18 protein-coding genes, 1 pseudogene and 2 other annotated features are annotated in these 15,395 nt (G+C 51.3%); of the genes and pseudogenes, 11 read left to right on the top strand and 8 right to left on the bottom strand.

Going from position 1 to position 15,395, the window contains the following annotated elements:
- Positions 1 to 10 precede the first annotated feature (10 nt).
- The 4 genes from rnt to SF1676 all read right to left on the bottom strand — a co-directional run bounded on the left by rnt (position 11) and on the right by SF1676 (position 2,982).
- A complete protein-coding gene (rnt, locus tag SF1679; RefSeq protein NP_707553.1) occupies positions 11 to 658 on the bottom strand; it encodes a ribonuclease T in 648 nt (215 codons plus the stop codon).
- 102 nt (positions 659 to 760) lie between these two features.
- Positions 761 to 1,168, bottom strand: a complete 408-nt coding sequence (gene gloA / locus SF1678; protein ID NP_707552.1) for a glyoxalase — start codon at positions 1,166 to 1,168, stop codon at positions 761 to 763.
- An 80-nt stretch (positions 1,169 to 1,248) separates the two neighbouring features.
- The gene (nemA, locus tag SF1677) at positions 1,249 to 2,346 is read right to left on the bottom strand and encodes an N-ethylmaleimide reductase (RefSeq protein ID NP_707551.1); all 1,098 of its coding nucleotides are present in this window, start codon (positions 2,344 to 2,346) and stop codon (positions 1,249 to 1,251) included.
- A 36-nt stretch (positions 2,347 to 2,382) separates the two neighbouring features.
- Positions 2,383 to 2,982 carry a hypothetical protein gene (locus SF1676; protein NP_707550.2) on the bottom strand — a complete coding sequence of 200 codons (600 nt, stop codon included), beginning with the start codon at positions 2,980 to 2,982 and terminating at the stop codon, positions 2,383 to 2,385.
- Here SF1676 and SF1675 point away from each other — a divergent pair.
- The 3 genes from SF1675 to sodC all read left to right on the top strand — a co-directional run bounded on the left by SF1675 (position 2,947) and on the right by sodC (position 4,871).
- Positions 2,947 to 3,324: a hypothetical protein gene (locus SF1675; protein NP_707549.2), complete on the top strand. Its 378-nt coding sequence runs from the start codon at positions 2,947 to 2,949 to the stop codon at positions 3,322 to 3,324. The genes SF1676 and SF1675 overlap by 36 nt on opposite strands.
- 48 nt (positions 3,325 to 3,372) lie before the next feature.
- Positions 3,373 to 4,269, top strand: a complete 897-nt coding sequence (locus tag SF1674) for a hypothetical protein (RefSeq protein ID NP_707548.1) — start codon at positions 3,373 to 3,375, stop codon at positions 4,267 to 4,269.
- Positions 4,270 to 4,334: 65 nt separating this feature from the next.
- Positions 4,335 to 4,871 (top strand): superoxide dismutase, encoded by a 537-nt coding sequence (sodC, locus tag SF1673; RefSeq protein ID NP_707547.2) that lies wholly within the window; start codon positions 4,335 to 4,337, stop codon positions 4,869 to 4,871.
- A 4-nt stretch (positions 4,872 to 4,875) separates the two neighbouring features.
- Positions 4,876 to 6,884 (bottom strand) — a sequence feature (Similar to Escherichia coli K12 conserved hypothetical protein gi: 1787933 (671 aa). BLAST with identity of 98% in 670 aa. This CDS contains an in-frame stop codon. The sequence has been checked and is believed to be correct.).
- On the opposite strand, the pseudogene SF1672 reads toward sodC, so the two are convergent.
- The 3 genes and pseudogenes from SF1672 to SF1670 form a co-directional block, all read right to left on the bottom strand.
- A pseudogene (locus SF1672) lies at positions 4,876 to 6,884 on the bottom strand. (Overlaps the previous feature by 2,009 nt.)
- Positions 6,884 to 7,750 carry a hypothetical protein gene (locus SF1671; RefSeq protein ID NP_707546.1) on the bottom strand — a complete coding sequence of 289 codons (867 nt, stop codon included), beginning with the start codon at positions 7,748 to 7,750 and terminating at the stop codon, positions 6,884 to 6,886. The pseudogene SF1672 and the gene SF1671 overlap by 1 nt, the downstream one beginning before the upstream one ends.
- The gene (locus SF1670) at positions 7,744 to 7,980 is read right to left on the bottom strand and encodes a hypothetical protein (protein ID NP_707545.1); all 237 of its coding nucleotides are present in this window, start codon (positions 7,978 to 7,980) and stop codon (positions 7,744 to 7,746) included. Before SF1670 ends, SF1671 begins: the two co-directional genes overlap by 7 nt.
- A 194-nt stretch (positions 7,981 to 8,174) precedes the next feature.
- On the opposite strand from SF1670, the gene slyA reads away from it, so the two are divergent.
- Positions 8,175 to 8,615 carry a transcriptional regulator gene (slyA, locus tag SF1669; protein NP_707544.3) on the top strand — a complete coding sequence of 147 codons (441 nt, stop codon included), beginning with the start codon at positions 8,175 to 8,177 and terminating at the stop codon, positions 8,613 to 8,615.
- A 46-nt stretch (positions 8,616 to 8,661) separates the two neighbouring features.
- Here the strand turns inward: slyA and slyB are convergent, their stop codons facing one another.
- Positions 8,662 to 9,129, bottom strand: coding sequence for a hypothetical protein (gene slyB / locus SF1668; protein NP_707543.1), 468 nt, complete (start codon positions 9,127 to 9,129; stop codon positions 8,662 to 8,664).
- A gap of 273 nt (positions 9,130 to 9,402) precedes the next feature.
- Between slyB and anmK the strand changes: the two genes are divergently transcribed.
- The 7 genes from anmK (at position 9,403) to pdxY (ending at position 15,363) form a co-directional block, all read left to right on the top strand.
- On the top strand, positions 9,403 to 10,512 hold the full coding sequence (anmK, locus tag SF1667) for an anhydro-N-acetylmuramic acid kinase (protein ID NP_707542.1): 1,110 nt from the start codon (positions 9,403 to 9,405) through the stop codon (positions 10,510 to 10,512).
- A gap of 173 nt (positions 10,513 to 10,685) precedes the next feature.
- Positions 10,686 to 12,016 (top strand) — a mobile genetic element.
- Positions 10,732 to 11,142 (top strand): IS2 repressor TnpA, encoded by a 411-nt coding sequence (locus tag SF1666; RefSeq protein ID NP_707541.1) that lies wholly within the window; start codon positions 10,732 to 10,734, stop codon positions 11,140 to 11,142. Its footprint overlaps the feature before it by 411 nt.
- Positions 11,100 to 12,005 (top strand): IS2 transposase TnpB, encoded by a 906-nt coding sequence (locus tag SF1665; protein NP_707540.1) that lies wholly within the window; start codon positions 11,100 to 11,102, stop codon positions 12,003 to 12,005. (Lies within the feature at positions 10,686 to 12,016.) The genes SF1666 and SF1665 overlap by 43 nt, the downstream gene beginning before the upstream one ends.
- 10 nt (positions 12,017 to 12,026) lie before the next feature.
- Positions 12,027 to 12,275 (top strand): hypothetical protein, encoded by a 249-nt coding sequence (ydhA, locus tag SF1664; RefSeq protein ID NP_707539.1) that lies wholly within the window; start codon positions 12,027 to 12,029, stop codon positions 12,273 to 12,275.
- A gap of 58 nt (positions 12,276 to 12,333) precedes the next feature.
- The gene (gene pdxH, locus SF1663) at positions 12,334 to 12,990 is read left to right on the top strand and encodes a pyridoxamine 5'-phosphate oxidase (protein NP_707538.1); all 657 of its coding nucleotides are present in this window, start codon (positions 12,334 to 12,336) and stop codon (positions 12,988 to 12,990) included.
- Between the two features lie 128 nt (positions 12,991 to 13,118).
- Positions 13,119 to 14,393, top strand: coding sequence for a tyrosyl-tRNA synthetase (gene tyrS, locus SF1662; protein ID NP_707537.2), 1,275 nt, complete (start codon positions 13,119 to 13,121; stop codon positions 14,391 to 14,393).
- A 106-nt stretch (positions 14,394 to 14,499) separates the two neighbouring features.
- The gene (gene pdxY, locus SF1661) at positions 14,500 to 15,363 is read left to right on the top strand and encodes a pyridoxamine kinase (protein ID NP_707536.1); all 864 of its coding nucleotides are present in this window, start codon (positions 14,500 to 14,502) and stop codon (positions 15,361 to 15,363) included.
- Positions 15,364 to 15,395 lie beyond the last annotated feature (32 nt).

Raw genomic sequence — 15,395 nt, 5'->3', positions numbered from 1 at the left:
ATCGACTCGATTACACCTCTTCGGCGGCAGGTAGCGGCCAGCCTCCCAGACGTTTCCAGCGGTTGACGATTTCACAAAACAGCACAGCAGTGCGTTCGGTGTCGTACAGCGCGGAGTGCGCCTGGGTGCTGTCGAAGTCCATGCCAGCGGTCTGGCAAGCCTTTGACAATACGGTTTGTCCGAGTGCCAGCCCGGCCAGTGCAGCAGTGTCAAAAGTGGCGAAAGGGTGGAACGGGTTACGTTTCAGCGAGGCGCGTTCTGCGGCGGCCATCATAAAGCTGTGATCAAAATTGGCGTTGTGCGCCACCATAATGGCGCGGTTACAGCCGCTCGCTTTAATACCTTTACGTACAACTTTAAAAATTTCGTGCAGCGCCTCGTATTCGCTGACCGCGCCGCGATCGGGATCGTTCGGGTCAATGCCGTTGAAGGCGAGGGCTTCTGGTTGCAAATTTGCGCCGACAAATGGTTCGACGTGGAAATGTAATGTGGTGTCCGGCATCAGCCAGCCTTGTTCATCCATTTTCAGGGTGATGGCGGCAATCTCAAGCAGCGCATCGGTTTTGGCGTTAAATCCGGCTGTTTCAACATCGATCACAACAGGATAAAAACCACGAAAACGGTCGCACAGACCGGTAAGTTGAGCGTTATCGGACATCTGATTCTCTTAATACGGATAAATTGCAGCGCGCATTATGACAAATATTACTTGTCGATGCAGTAAAGATGCGGGCGCGATGAGTTCACGCCCGGCAGGAGATTAGTTGCCTAGACCGCGACCGGCGTCTTTCTCTTCGATTAACTCAATTTTGTAACCGTCCGGATCTTCCACAAACGCGATAACCGTAGTACCGCCTTTTACCGGACCCGCTTCACGGGTCACGTTACCCCCGTTTTGACGGATTTTTTCGCACGCTTCAGCGGCGTTATCTACGCTAAGCGCGATGTGACCATAAGCAGTGCCGAGTTCGTATTTATCCACGCCCCAGTTGTAGGTCAGTTCAATCACCGCTTCTTCGGTTTCCGGGCCGTAGCCAACAAACGCCAGTGAGTATTTGTATTCCGGGTTTTCGCTGGTACGCAGCAGTTTCATGCCCAGCACTTTGGTATAAAAATCGATGGAGCGTTGCAAATCGCCAACGCGCAGCATGGTATGAAGAAGACGCATCTTTTTATCCTCAAAATGGCTAACAGATTCAAAATGTTGTTTTAGTATAGCGGCGGCTTTACGCCGCTCGCAATGTTGGATTACAACGTCGGGTAATCGGTATAGCCTTCCGCGCCGCCACCGTAGAAACTTTCGGCACGCTGTGGGTTAAGCTCAGCTTTGAGCTGCAAGCGGGCGACCAGATCCGGGTTCGCAATCCAGTCACGACCAAATGCCACCGCATCAATTAACCCTTTGCCGATCAGCGTTTCAGCTTTTTCTACTGTGTATGCACCTGCGCCGATAATCGGACCGTGGAAACGGGCGCGTACTTTTTCGCGGAACGCATCAGTATACGGTTCACCCCCCGCCCAATCTGGTTCTGACATATGCAGATAAGCAATGCCGCGTTTACCCAGTTGTTCAATCAGATACAGTGCATCGGCTTCTTCATTCGGGCCGTTATCTGTGTTCTGGAAAGTACCGATTGGCGAAACGCGAATGCCAATGCGATCGGCACCCCATTCTTCAATCCCGGCATCGACCACTTCCAGTACCAAACGTGCGCGATTTTCCACGCTGCCGCCGTACTGATCGGTACGATGGTTTGAAGAAGGGGAAAGGAACTGATGCAGCAAATAACCGTGAGCAGAGTGGAGCTCTACCAGATCAAAAGCGGCTTCACGCGCGTTAGCAATGGCCTGACGGAAATCATTGACGATACCCGGAATCTCTTCCAGTTCAAGCGCACGGGGCATGGATGTTTCAACGCGGATCGCCTGACCATTTTCATCGCGCAGAGAAGTACGTGTTCCCGCGCTAAGTGCTGAAGGCGCTACCGGTGCCTGACCGCCAGGTTGCAGGCTGGCGTGAGAAATGCGTCCGGTGTGCCACAGCTGCAAGGCCATATGACCATTTTCAGCATGAACGCCAGCGGTGATTTTTTTCCATGCGGCAATTTGCTCCGGACTATGGATGCCAGGCGCACCTGCATATCCTTTTGCCTGGGCAGAAATTTGCGTGGCTTCACTAATAATCAAACCGGCACTGGCACGTTGGCGATAGTATTCCGCCATCAACGGGGTAGGAATGTCACCCGGTTCAATACTGCGCAGACGCGTCAGCGGTGCCATAAAAATACGGTTTGCCGCCGTGATCGCGCCCACTTTCAGTGGGGAATACAGTTTTTCAGATGACATAAAGGCTCCCGGTCGTCTGGTGATAAAAAATGCCTGCTAAACGGCAGGCGTCGCAATAATGTTTTTTACATGGGCCAGCGCGTTTTCCAGTGGCTCGAAACTGCGCGAAATTTTGGCCTGCAGATTCGCGCCAAGCCATAGTGCGTAAAGCACTTGTGCCTGTTGTAGCGGTTCGCCACAAAAGGTTAAACAATGGTTCTCACGGCCATTTTCCAGAGCCTGCGAGAGCAGGGCGATCACGCCGCGAGCACCTTTATCCATCGCGCTGCGCATATCTTCTGACAGATCGCACACTTCGGCAGAGAGTTTTACTGTCAGGCAACCACTGATGGTTCCATGTTGGCAAAACTGGTTCAGTGTTTGCTGGTAATAAGCCAGTATGCGGTCGCGGTAGTTACCTTCGCCGGATTGCAGCAACTCAGCCAGTCGCTGGTGATATGCGGCGTAATGACGCTCAAGCATGGCAACGCCAAACGCTTCTTTAGAGCGAAAGTAGTGATAGAAGGACCCTTTCGGCACTTCAGCGGTTTTTAGTAATTCGCTTAGCCCCATCCCGGTGAATCCACGTTGCAGGCAAAGTTGCTCGCCCGTCGCCAAGAGATGTTCGCGAGTATCATGTTCGGTGTGTTTGTTCATGCGTTGGAGTGTAGTAGACCAGTTGGTCTAGTGCAAGCAAAGTTGCTACTTTGGACATTAACAGCTTCAATAATGGTAATAATCTTATCTGAGGAGGGCGAGGTGGCGGAGCAATTAGAGTTCTTTCCCGTCCAGAGCCCGTGCCGGGGAATTTGCCAGTCTGACGAACGCGGGTTTTGTCGCGGCTGTTTTCGTAGTCGGGATGAGCGTTTTAACTGGAATAAAATGAGCGATGGCGAAAAACAAGAGGTGCTGCGCCTTTGTCGGCAGCGATTAATGCGCAAATTACGCGCAAATAAGCCAGCGTCATCAGACGAACCGGAGCAACCATCACTCTTTTGAACCTAATCTTGCGTATACTCCTCTCATATCTGATAAGAGGAAGCGATTATGGTTCAGCGTATTACTATTGCGCCGGAAGGCCCGGAGTTTTCCCGTTTTGTGATGGGCTACTGGCGATTGATGGACTGGAATATGTCCGCCCGCCAGCTGGTCAGTTTTATTGAAGAGCATCTGGATCTCGGCGTGACCACCGTGGACCATGCTGATATTTATGGTGGCTATCAGTGCGAAGCGGCGTTTGGCGAGGCACTGAAACTGGCACCTCACCTGCGTGAACGGATGGAAATCGTCAGTAAATGCGGTATCGCGACGACCGCGCGTGAAGAAAACGTCATTGGTCATTACATCACTGACCGCAATCACATCATTAAGAGCGCCGAACAGTCGCTAATTAATCTCGCGACCGATCATCTGGATCTGCTGTTAATCCACCGACCAGACCCGTTAATGGATGCCGATGAAGTGGCGGACGCGTTCAAACATCTGCATCAGAGCGGCAAAGTGCGTCATTTTGGCGTATCGAACTTTACGCCTGCGCAATTTGCCCTGTTGCAATCACGTCTGCCGTTTACCCTTGCCACTAATCAGGTGGAAATATCCCCGGTGCATCAGCCGTTACTGCTGGATGGCACGCTCGACCAACTACAACAACTGCGTGTTCGTCCGATGGCGTGGTCCTGCCTTGGTGGTGGTCGTCTGTTTAATGATGATTATTTCCAGCCGCTGCGTGATGAACTGGCTGTGGTGGCGGAGGAGTTAAACGCGGGCTCGATTGAACAGGTGGTTTACGCCTGGGTATTACGTTTACCGTCGCAGCCGCTGCCAATTATCGGCTCAGGTAAAATTGAGCGCGTACGGGCAGCTGTCGAAGCAGAAACACTGAAAATGACCCGTCAACAATGGTTTCGTATCCGTAAAGCTGCACTGGGGTACGACGTACCGTAAGCACTTTTAGGAATAGCCGCCGTTCAAAAATGTGTCACTGGTTTACACTTATTCAGGAATGCACAATGAACGGAGGTCCTATGAAACGTTTTAGTCTGGCCATTCTGGCGCTGGTTGTTGCGACCGGCGCACAAGCTGCCAGTGAAAAAGTCGAGATGAACCTCGTCACGTCGCAAGGGGTTGGGCAGTCAATTGGTAGCGTCACCATTACTGAAACCGATAAAGGTCTGGAGTTTTCACCCGATCTGAAAGCATTACCCCCCGGTGAACATGGCTTCCATATTCATGCCAAAGGAAGCTGCCAGCCAGCCACCAAAGATGGCAAAGCCAGCGCCGCGGAATCCGCAGGCGGGCATCTTGATCCACAAAATACCGGTAAACATGAAGGGCCAGAAGGTACCGGGCATTTAGGCGATCTGCCTGCACTGGTCGTCAATAATGACGGCAAAGCTACCGATGCCGTCATCGCGCCTCGTCTGAAATCACTGGATGAAATCAAAGACAAGGCGCTGATGGTCCACGTTGGCGGCGATAATATGTCCGATCAACCTAAACCGCTGGGCGGTGGCGGTGAACGCTATGCCTGTGGTGTAATTAAGTAATTACGAGGCCAGCGTACCTTGCGGTGGTGCTTGCTCAAGTTGCGAAAGCGAGCAGTACAGCCGCCAGACAATTGCCGCCAGCTCACGGGCGGCAGGTTGATGATGACGGGCAAGGCTGTCGCAAATCCGCTGTAATTCTTCAAGTGTGGCCGCCAGTGATTTTTGCTGAACGCCACGCTCACTCATCACTCCCCGCAACAGTGAAATACAGTTATCCCGTACTCGCGATAACGGATCGGAACGCGATTCCCAGTCGCGCAATTGCCAGACAACATGAGAACAGTTCAGCAGCACTACACCCCAGCGTAATAACCAACGGCGAGCCAGCGCATCCTGGCTGTTACTCAACTGACTGACGTGATGATAAGTGAGCGATTCAAATTCGCTTTCACTCAGTGTTGGATGGCGGCTTACCTGATCGACAAAATCCCGGCGCAGCGCGCGAATATGGCGGCGGCTTTTACGAGCATCCGATCCTGGACGCAGAATGGCGAACGCTAGCCAAGCCAGCGCAACGCCAACGATTTTTGCCAGATTATAGTTAAGAAAATCAGCAAAATCATACACCGGGGGATTAGTGACAGCGATAAACGAACCCATAAAAACAATCAGTTGCCCCCACAGTGCGGCAAATTTGGGCATCTGCAATTTAAGAAGCTGCATTGTCGCCAGCAGTGGAAAGAGAAACAGTAAAAATTGCCACAGATCGCTAATCTGGACCATCAGGCCAAATTTGACCACAAAGCTGAATAGCGAAAGTAACACCAGCGTGCGCATCAGCAGTGACAACGACTTAAACGGTGCTGCGACGGCGGAGTAGAGTACGCAGCTAATTGCTGCCAGCGTTAATGCATTGGCACCGGCATCCCATTGCGATGCAATACTCCATGCGCCAATCATCATCAACGTACAAAATGTACGCAGCCCGCTCCACATAGCTTCGGCGTTGTCGGTATGACGAGCCAGAGCGGATGTCCGTGCGAGTCTGGCATGATCATCTACACCGCTTTGCAGACGATGTAATTCCTGACTACTTTGCAGATAAAGGCGGCAAAAATAACGTAGTCGCTGCCAGAAGGCGACGTGCCGGTAGTCGGCGACGTTGGTCGGGCGTAGCGGGGCGATAATACGTGCGACGGTGTAAGCATCTGTTTGCGAACTGGCGAGCGCCGTCAGCAATTGTTCGAGAATTTCTCGCGTGGAACCTGGCGGTGAGGGCCAGTTGAGCAACATACGTCGCAGGCTGGAGATGACACTGGTCATACGTAATTGCTGGTGGAGTAGCGCATTAAGGCGCGCGTTTTGCTGGCGAAAACGATAGTGGCTCCAGAAAGCCTGGATACGCAGCAAATTCATGGTCAGTATCTGCCCAATCACCCCCTCATGTGCTGCACGAATGGCATCGTTTGTTTCAGGCTGCCAGAGTAAACTGGCATGTTCCAGTAATCGGGCGTGCATGTTTTTCAATGCAGTTAAAAGGGCAGTAGCATCGGAACTGCTAGGCAGGATCATCATCATCATGCCGCCGCACAAAATACCGACTATCACCTCGCAAACGCGCGCCTGAGCGATATCCCACAGCTGGCTGGCCTCAGTAATATTAACCATCGGAAAGGCGATGATGGCAGCCGTGTAGCCCGCCAGTTGAAATGCATACGCGACGTTATTCGTGAAGTGCGCACAGGCCTAGGTACAAAAGCCAAGCCACGCCGACATGCTCAATAGAAAAAACCACGGCTCATTGAGCGTATGTCCGGCAAGAAGCAGTGCCGCAATGGCTCCCAGTAAACTGCCAGCCATGCGTCCGAGGCTTTTGCTGATGACACCGCCAACGGTGGGAAAGCTAACCACTGCAGCCGAGGTCATCGCCCAATAGGGTTCATCCAGATTCAAATAATAGGCAACCGTCAGCGCCAGACACATGGCAATGGTATTGCGTAACGCATAACGCCATTGCGCCAGCGTGGCCCTGAACCAGGGCAAATTGCGCAAGGACCATGACGATGCGTTCATTATTGACCTACGGCAATGCTACAGGTGGTGCCCGACACCAGCGTGACATCGCCTGGAACTTTATCCAGCGCAAAGCGGACGGGAACGAGTTGGGCGAGACGAACCCAGGGGACGTTAGGTTTCACATCCGGAATAAGGCTTGAGTCACTTTCAACGCTCTGATCATAAATCGCCCGACCGATACTGGAAACGTGACCCTGTAACGTTTTGTTATCACTATAGAGGGTAATTTGTGCTGGTGCACCTTCGCGGATATGGCGCAACTTGGTTTCTTCAAAATAACCAATGACGTAAAACGAGTGGCTGTCGACAAGGGCAAACAGCGGTTTCCCGGTGTCAGCGTAATCGCCGATGCGGGTAGTGAGGTTAGTCACCCATCCACTCACCGGGGCGCGAATTTCCGTTTGCGCCAGTTGCCATTGTGTCTGTTTCAGCGTCGCCTGTGCGGCATTAACACTGGCCTGCATCGCTTTAACATTGAGGTTAGCGGTATCGAGTTCTTCGGCAAAAATAAAATTTTGTGAGAGATGACGACGACGATTCGCTTCGTTATTGGCTTTTGCGAGGTCAGATTGCGCTTTCGCCAGCTGAGCCTGTGCGTTCAGCTCGGCGATCTGAAAGGGCGTTTTATCGATCGTGAGCAGAAGTTCCCCCGCGTTAACCAGTTGGTTGTCTTTTATATTCAGCTCAACAATACGTCCCGACACCTGTGGGGTGATAGAAACCTGTTCTGCGCGTATTTTCCCGTCGCGTGTCCACGGAGATTGCATGTAATAATTCCACAGCCACCATCCGGCAAGAACCGCAACTATCGCTACAATGATTGTTGAGAAATACTTAATTGTTTTAATTGACATAGTTACCACGCAATCAGTATTGCCAGAGCAAGGCAAACGCAAATCGCAAACAGCGATAAATCCATTAACAAGGGATGCCAGATATCGCCGGCGTAGATCCAGCCACGAAGCAGTCGGTGTACGACAAGCCAGATGACGAATCCAAACGCGAATGCTTTGAAAAACGGAGGAAAATAGACGGACGCACCGAACACCAGATCTTGTAAGGGCAATCCTGTTGCATTGAGCATAAACTTCACAAAGTAGATTCCTTTACGACCGAATATATTGCGTTAGATTAATAAATATTCTTTAAGTGCGAAAAATTTACGCGCAATTTCTGAAAAATATGTCTGACGGTAACCAAATGCAGCAATACATTTGTTTTAGCAATACAATTGCTGCACACTATTATAAAAGCCGCATAATATCTTAGCAAGCTAATTATAAGGAGATGAAATTGGAATCGCCACTAGGTTCTGATCTGGCACGGTTGGTGCGCATATGGCGTGCTCTGATAGACCATCGCCTGAAACCGCTGGAGTTAACACAAACCCATTGGGTTACGTTACACAATATCCATCAGTTACCTCCAGACCAGTCGCAAATTCAACTGGCAAAAGCGATTGGCATCGAGCAGCCATCACTGGTCCGTACTCTGGACCAACTGGAAGAAAAAGGGTTAATTTCGCGTCAAACTTGTGCCAGCGATCGTCGGGCTAAACGTATTAAACTGACGGAAAAGGCAGAGCCACTGATCAGCGAAATGGAAGCTGTTATTAACAAAACCCGCGCGGAAATATTACATGGCATCTCCGCAGAGGAACTGGAGCAACTGATTACGCTCATCGCAAAACTTGAGCATAATATCATTGAGTTACAGGCCAAAGGGTGAAATGAAGGGGGCGTGTGGTCAGTAACCTGACCACACGCAAACTTATTTAGCGCGGAGAAACGGTCACCTGACTGCCATTGCTGGCCAGTACGACACGTTGGCCCGGAGAGAAACGAGTGTTGCCTTGTTTCTGTACCACCATGATGGTATTACCATCGTCTTTACGAATTTCCAGCTCGACACCCTGCGTTTTGTTCATTGCACTCTGTACGCCCTGACCAGCTACGCCACCTGCAACAGCGCCTGCTGCAGTAGCCAGAGAACGCCCGGTTCCGCCACCAACAGTATTCCCCAGGAAACCACCAAGAACAGCACCGCCAATTGCACCGATAACGTTGGAATCATCACCGCCCTGAATCTGTACCGGACGTACGTTAACGATGGTGCCATAGCTGACATTCTGTACTTGTTTCGCTTCAGAAGCGGTATAAACATCCCCTGACAGGGTGTCGTTATTAACACAACCGACAAGAGACAGACCTACCATTGAAACAACCAATACGCGTTTAATCATTGAAAAATCTCCTGTTCACCATGAAACGCCACGCAAGCATCCCTCATGGTCAAAGTATATGGCATATGTGAATCCATGGTTACATGTTCTACCAAATATGAGCAAATCATAATGAAAGTAGGATCAACCAATTATAAACAAAACATTCATGATGATTATTGATTTGAAGATAATGTTTTACTACCAACGGTAAAAATCGGTCATTCCGCATGGTATTCACGAAAAGTTTATGTTTGAGTGGTGCGCAAACGTCAGATTGAAAAAGGATGAACTATGAAATCGGGCCGCTTTATTGGCGTTATGTCAGGCACCAGCCTTGATGGTGTTGATGTTGTGTTGGCGACAATTGATGAACACCGGGTCGCACAGCTGGCAAGCTTGAGCTGGCCGATCCCGGTGTCTCTGAAACAGGCTGTACTGGATATTTGCCAGGGCCAGCAGCTTACACTTTCGCAGTTTGGACAGCTTGATACTCAACTCGGGCGACTTTTTGCTGATGCGGTCAATGCCTTGCTTAAGGAACAAAACCTGCAGGCGAGAGATATAGTTGCGATCGGCTGTCACGGTCAAACCGTCTGGCATGAACCGACGGGCGTGGCACCACACACTTTACAGATTGGCGATAACAATCAAATTGTGGCACGCACCGGAATTACGGTTGTCGGTGATTTTCGCCGTCGCGATATTGCCTTGGGAGGACAAGGCGCACCGCTGGTACCTGCGTTCCATCATGCCTTGCTGGCTCACCCAACCGAGCGACGAATGGTGCTCAATATTGGCGGCATCGCCAATCTGTCACTGCTCATTCCTGGGCAGCTGGTTGGCGGCTACGATACCGGTCCTGGTAACATGCTGATGGATGCCTGGATCTGGCGTCAGGCAGGTAAACCTTACGATAAAGATGCCGAGTGGGCACGGGCGGGTAAAGTTATTCTCCCACTGCTGCAAAATATGCTCAGCGACCCGTATTTCTCGCAACCTGCACCGAAAAGCACCGGACGCGAATACTTTAACTACGGCTGGCTGGAGCGCCATTTACGCCATTTTCCGGGTGTTGATCCCCGTGATGTTCAGGCCACACTGGCAGAACTCACCGCCGTGACCATTTCTGAACAAGTTTTGTTGAGCGGTGGCTGCGAACGATTGATGGTATGTGGTGGAGGTAGTCGTAATCCGCTACTCATGGCGCGTCTGGCGGTATTACTGCTAGGCACAGAAGTCACCACCACCGATGCCGTTGGCATTAGTGGCGATGACATGGAAGCATTGGCTTTCGCCTGGCTTGCCTGGCGGACGCTGGCGGGATTACCAGGAAATCTGCCTTCCGTCACTGGCGCAAGCCAGGAGACGGTACTGGGGGCTATTTTCCCCGCCAACTCGTGATATCAGAATTAACTGAATTTTTTCTTATCGTGTCTGCCGTTACACTTGGAAGATTAAGGAGGGTATTTGCCCTCCGGACCAGGAAAGTCTTCGGGATATGACTATGAAAAAACTGTTAATTATCATTTTGCCGGTCCTTCTCTCCGGTTGTAGCGCCTTTAATCAACTGGTTGTAGACTGGCCCCCTGAATCTCCAGACAACCAGTATCACTTATTTAAGTGATAGTCTTAATACCAGTTTTTAGACTTGTCATTGGAGAACAGATTATTGATGTCTTAGGGCCGGAGAAACGCAGACGGCGTACCACACAGGAAAAGATCGCAATTGTTCAGCAGAGCTTTGAACCGGGGATGACGGTCTCCCTCGTTGCCCGGCAACATGGTGTAGCAGCCAGCCAGTTATTTCTCTGGCGTAAGCAATACCAGGAAGGAAGTCTTACTGCTGTGGCCGCCGGAGAACAGGTTGTTCCTGCCTCTGAACTTGCTGCCGCCATGAAGCAGATTAAAGAACTCCAGCGCCTGCTCGGCAAGAAAACGATGGAAAATGAACTCCTCAAAGAAGCCGTTGAATATGGACGGGCAAAAAAGTGGATAGCGCACGCGCCCTTATTGCCCGGGGATGGGGAGTAAGCTTAGTCAGCCGTTGTCTCCGGGTGTCGCGTGCGCAGTTGCACGTCATTCTCAGACGAACCGATGACTGGATGGATGGCCGCCGCAGTCGTCACACTGATGATACGGATGTGCTTCTCCGTATACACCATGTTATCGGAGAGCTGCCCACGTATGGTTATCGTCGGGTATGGGCGCTGTTTCGCAGACAGGCAGAACTTGATGGTATGCCTGCGATCAATGCCAAACGTGTTTACCGGCTCATGCGCCAGAATGCGCTGTTGCTTGAGCGAAAACCTGCTGTACCGCCATCGAAACGGGCACATACAGGCAGAGTGGCCGTGAAAGAAAGCAATCAGCGATGGTGCTCTGACGGGTTCGAGTTCTGCTGTGATAACGGAGAGAGACTGCGTGTCACGTTCGCGCTGGACTGCTGTGATCGTGAGGCACTGCACTGGGCGGTGACTACCGGCGGCTTCAACAGTGAAACAGTACAGGACGTCATGCTGGGAGCGGTGGAACGCCGCTTCGGCAACGATCTTCCGTCGTCTCCAGTGGAGTGGCTGACGGATAATGGTTCATGCTACCGGGCTAATGAAACACGCCAGTTCGCCCGGATGTTGGGACTTGAACCGAAGAACACGGCGGTGCGGAGTCCGGAGAGTAACGGAATAGCAGAGAGCTTCGTGAAAACGATAAAGCGTGACTACATCAGTATCATGCCCAAACCAGACGGGTTAACGGCAGCAAAGAACCTTGCAGAGGCGTTCGAGCATTATAACGAATGGCATCCGCATAGTGCGCTGGGTTATCGCTCGCCACGGGAATATCTGCGGCAGCGGGCTTGTAATGGGTTAAGTGATAACAGATGTCTGGAAATATAGGGGCAAATCCAGGTTGAGCGAATGCAAACCGATACGCTGGAATACCAGTGTGATGAAAAACCGTTGACGGTCAAACTGAATAATCCGCGCCAGGAAGTCAGTTTTGTTTACGATAATCAACTACTGCATCTCAAACAGGGCCTTTCAGCCTCTGGCGCGCGTTACTCCGACGGGATCTATGTTTTCTGGTCGAAAGGTGAGGAAGCGACTGTCTATAAACGCGACCGCATCGTCTTGAATAACTGTCAGTTACAAAATCCACAGCGTTGAGATTTTTCCAGGGGCGGCGCACAATAGCGTCACCCACTGACAATCCGTAAAGAAAACCATGTCTGATAACGACGAATTGCAGCAAATCGCGCATCTGCGCCGTGAATACACCAAAGGCGGGTTACGCCGCCGCGATCTTCCCGCCGATCCATTAACCCTTTTTGAACGTTGGCTCTCTCAGGCTTGTGAAGCCAAACTGGCGGACCCTACCGCGATGGTGGTCGCTACCGTGGATGAACATGGTCAGCCTTATCAGCGCATCGTTTTACTCAAACATTACGACGAAAAAGGCATGGTGTTTTACACCAACCTCGGTAGCCGTAAAGCACATCAAATTGAAAATAATCCGCGCGTTAGCCTGCTGTTCCCGTGGCATACCCTTGAACGCCAGGTGATGGTGATCGGTAAAGCAGAACGACTTTCGACTCTCGAAGTGATGAAATATTTTCATAGCCGCCCGCGTGATAGCCAGATTGGTGCATGGGTTTCGAAGCAGTCCAGTCGCATTTCTGCCCGCGGTATCCTTGAAAGTAAATTCCTGGAGCTGAAGCAGAAGTTTCAACAGGGCGAAGTGCCATTGCCGAGCTTTTGGGGCGGTTTTCGCGTCAGCCTTGAACAGATTGAGTTCTGGCAGGGCGGTGAGCATCGCCTGCATGACCGCTTTTTGTACCAGCGTGAAAATGATGCGTGGAAGATTGATCGTCTTGCACCCTGAAAAGATGCAAAAATCTTGCTTTAATCGCTGGTACTCCTGATTCTGGCACTTTATTCTATGTCTCTTTCGCATCTGGCGAAAAGTCGTGTACCGGCAAAGGTGCAGTCGTTATATACATGGAGATTTTGATGGCAAGCAGTAACTTGATTAAACAATTGCAAGAGCGGGGGCTGGTAGCCCAGGTGACGGACGAGGAAGCGTTAGCAGAGCGACTGGCGCAAGGCCCGATCGCGCTCTATTGCGGCTTCGATCCTACCGCTGACAGCTTGCATTTGGGGCATCTTGTTCCATTGTTATGCCTGAAACGCTTCCAGCAGGCGGGCCACAAGCCGGTTGCGCTGGTAGGCGGCGCGACGGGTCTGATTGGCGACCCGAGCTTCAAAGCTGCCGAGCGTAAGCTGAACACCGAAGAAACTGTTCAGGAGTGGGTGGACAAAATCCGTAAGCAGGTTGCCCCGTTCCTCGATTTCGACTGTGGAGAAAACTCTGCTATCGCGGCGAACAACTATGACTGGTTCGGCAATATGAATGTGCTGACCTTCCTGCGCGATATTGGCAAACACTTCTCCGTTAACCAGATGATCAACAAAGAAGCGGTTAAGCAGCGTCTCAACCGTGAAGATGAAGGGATGTCGATAACTGAGTTTTCCTACAACCTGCAGCAGGGATATGACTGGACCTGTCTGAACACACACTACTATGTGGAGTTGCAAATAGGTGGTTCTGACCAGAGGTGGAACATCACTTCTGAGATCGACCTGACCCGCCGTCTGCATCAGAATCATGTGCTTGGTCTGCCCGATCCGCTGATCACCAACGGAGACGGCACCAAATTTGGTAAAACTGAAGGCGGCGCAGTCTGGTTGGATCCGAAGAAAACCAGCCCGTACAAATTCTACCAGTTCTGGATCAACACTGCGGATGCCGACGTTTACCGCTTCCTGAAGTTCTTCACCTTTATGAGCATTGAAGAGATCAACGCCCTAGAAGAAGAAGATAAAAACAGCGGTAAAGCACCGCGCGCCCAGTATGTACTGGCGGAGCAGGTGACTCGTCTGGTTCACGGTGAAGAAGGTTTACAGGCGGCAAAACGTATTACCGAATGCCTGTTCAGCGGTTCTTTGAGTGCGCTGAGTGAAGCGGACTTCGAACAGCTGGCGCAGGACGGCGTACCGATGGTTGAGATGGAAAAGGGCGCAGACCTGATGCAGGCGCTGGTCGATTCTGAACTGCAACCTTCCCGTGGTCAGGCGCGTAAAACTATCGCCTCCAATGCCATCACCATTAACGGTGAAAAACAGTCCGATCCTGAATACTTCTTTAAAGAAGAAGATCGTCTGTTTGGTCGTTTTACCTTACTGCGTCGCGGCAAAAAGAATTACTGTCTGATTTGCTGGAAATAATGCATTAAGTGGAAAGGGGGGAGTGAGACATCACTCCCCCTGGGAAATATGCATCAGTGGAAGGGGGGAGTGAGAAATCACTCCCCCTGGTTTTTATACAGGGAACATGATGAAAAATATTCTCGCTATCCAGTCTCACGTTGTTTATGGTCATGCGGGTAACAGTGCGGCAGAGTTTCCGATGCGCCGCCTGGGCGCGAACGTCTGGCCGCTGAACACCGTTCAATTTTCTAATCACACCCAATACGGCAAATGGACTGGCTGCGTGATGCCGCCCAGCCATTTAACCGAAATTGTGCAAGGCATTGCCGCCATTGATAAATTACACACCTGTGATGCCGTATTAAGTGGCTATCTGGGATCGGCGGAGCAGGGTGAACATATCCTCGGTATCGTCCGTCAGGTGAAAGCAGCGAATCCGCAGGCGAAATATTTTTGCGATCCGGTAATGGGTCATCCGGAAAAAGGCTGTATCGTTGCACCGGGTGTCGCAGAGTTTCATGTGCGGCACGGTTTGCCTGCCAGCGATATCATTGCGCCGAATCTGGTTGAGCTGGAAATACTCTGTGAGCATGCGGTAAATAACGTCGAAGAAGCGGTTCTGGCAGCGCGCGAACTCATTGAGCAAGGGCCACAAATTGTGTTGGTTAAACACCTGGCGCGAGCTGGCTACAGCCGTGACCGTTTTGAAATGCTGCTGGTCACCGCCGATGAAGTCTGGCATATCAGCCGTCCACTGGTGGATTTTGGTATGCGCCAGCCGGTAGGTGTTGGTGATGTGACGAGCGGTTTACTGCTGGTGAAACTGCTTCAGGGGGCAACGCTGCAGGAGGCCCTGGAACATGTGACCGCTGCAGTCTACGAAATCATGGTGACCACCAAAGCAATGCAGGAATATGAGCTGCAAGTGGTGGCTGCTCAGGATCGTATTGCCAAACCAGAACATTACTTCAGCGCAACAAAGCTCTGAAATATCTCATTTCGGCCCACAACGACCTGTGG

This window comes from Shigella flexneri 2a str. 301, assembly GCF_000006925.2.
GTDB lineage: Bacteria > Pseudomonadota > Gammaproteobacteria > Enterobacterales > Enterobacteriaceae > ECMA0423.
The sequence above is the reverse complement of the archived record's forward strand: the minus strand, read 5'-3'. Positions and strand labels throughout refer to the sequence as shown.

What these genes read in the sequence shown, in the direction of transcription:
- rnt (NP_707553.1), bottom strand. Translation starts at nt 658, where the DNA reads ATGTCCGATAACGCTCAACTTACCGGTCTGTGCGACCGTTTTCGTGGT.
- gloA (NP_707552.1), bottom strand. Translation starts at nt 1,168, where the DNA reads ATGCGTCTTCTTCATACCATGCTGCGCGTTGGCGATTTGCAACGCTCC.
- nemA (NP_707551.1), bottom strand. Translation starts at nt 2,346, where the DNA reads ATGTCATCTGAAAAACTGTATTCCCCACTGAAAGTGGGCGCGATCACG.
- SF1675 (NP_707549.2), top strand. Translation starts at nt 2,947, where the DNA reads ATGTTCGCGAGTATCATGTTCGGTGTGTTTGTTCATGCGTTGGAGTGT.
- SF1676 (NP_707550.2), bottom strand. Translation starts at nt 2,982, where the DNA reads ATGAACAAACACACCGAACATGATACTCGCGAACATCTCTTGGCGACG.
- SF1674 (NP_707548.1), top strand. Translation starts at nt 3,373, where the DNA reads ATGGTTCAGCGTATTACTATTGCGCCGGAAGGCCCGGAGTTTTCCCGT.
- sodC (NP_707547.2), top strand. Translation starts at nt 4,335, where the DNA reads ATGAACGGAGGTCCTATGAAACGTTTTAGTCTGGCCATTCTGGCGCTG.
- slyA (NP_707544.3), top strand. Translation starts at nt 8,175, where the DNA reads ATGAAATTGGAATCGCCACTAGGTTCTGATCTGGCACGGTTGGTGCGC.
- slyB (NP_707543.1), bottom strand. Translation starts at nt 9,129, where the DNA reads ATGATTAAACGCGTATTGGTTGTTTCAATGGTAGGTCTGTCTCTTGTC.
- anmK (NP_707542.1), top strand. Translation starts at nt 9,403, where the DNA reads ATGAAATCGGGCCGCTTTATTGGCGTTATGTCAGGCACCAGCCTTGAT.
- ydhA (NP_707539.1), top strand. Translation starts at nt 12,027, where the DNA reads ATGCAAACCGATACGCTGGAATACCAGTGTGATGAAAAACCGTTGACG.
- pdxH (NP_707538.1), top strand. Translation starts at nt 12,334, where the DNA reads ATGTCTGATAACGACGAATTGCAGCAAATCGCGCATCTGCGCCGTGAA.
- tyrS (NP_707537.2), top strand. Translation starts at nt 13,119, where the DNA reads ATGGCAAGCAGTAACTTGATTAAACAATTGCAAGAGCGGGGGCTGGTA.
- pdxY (NP_707536.1), top strand. Translation starts at nt 14,500, where the DNA reads ATGATGAAAAATATTCTCGCTATCCAGTCTCACGTTGTTTATGGTCAT.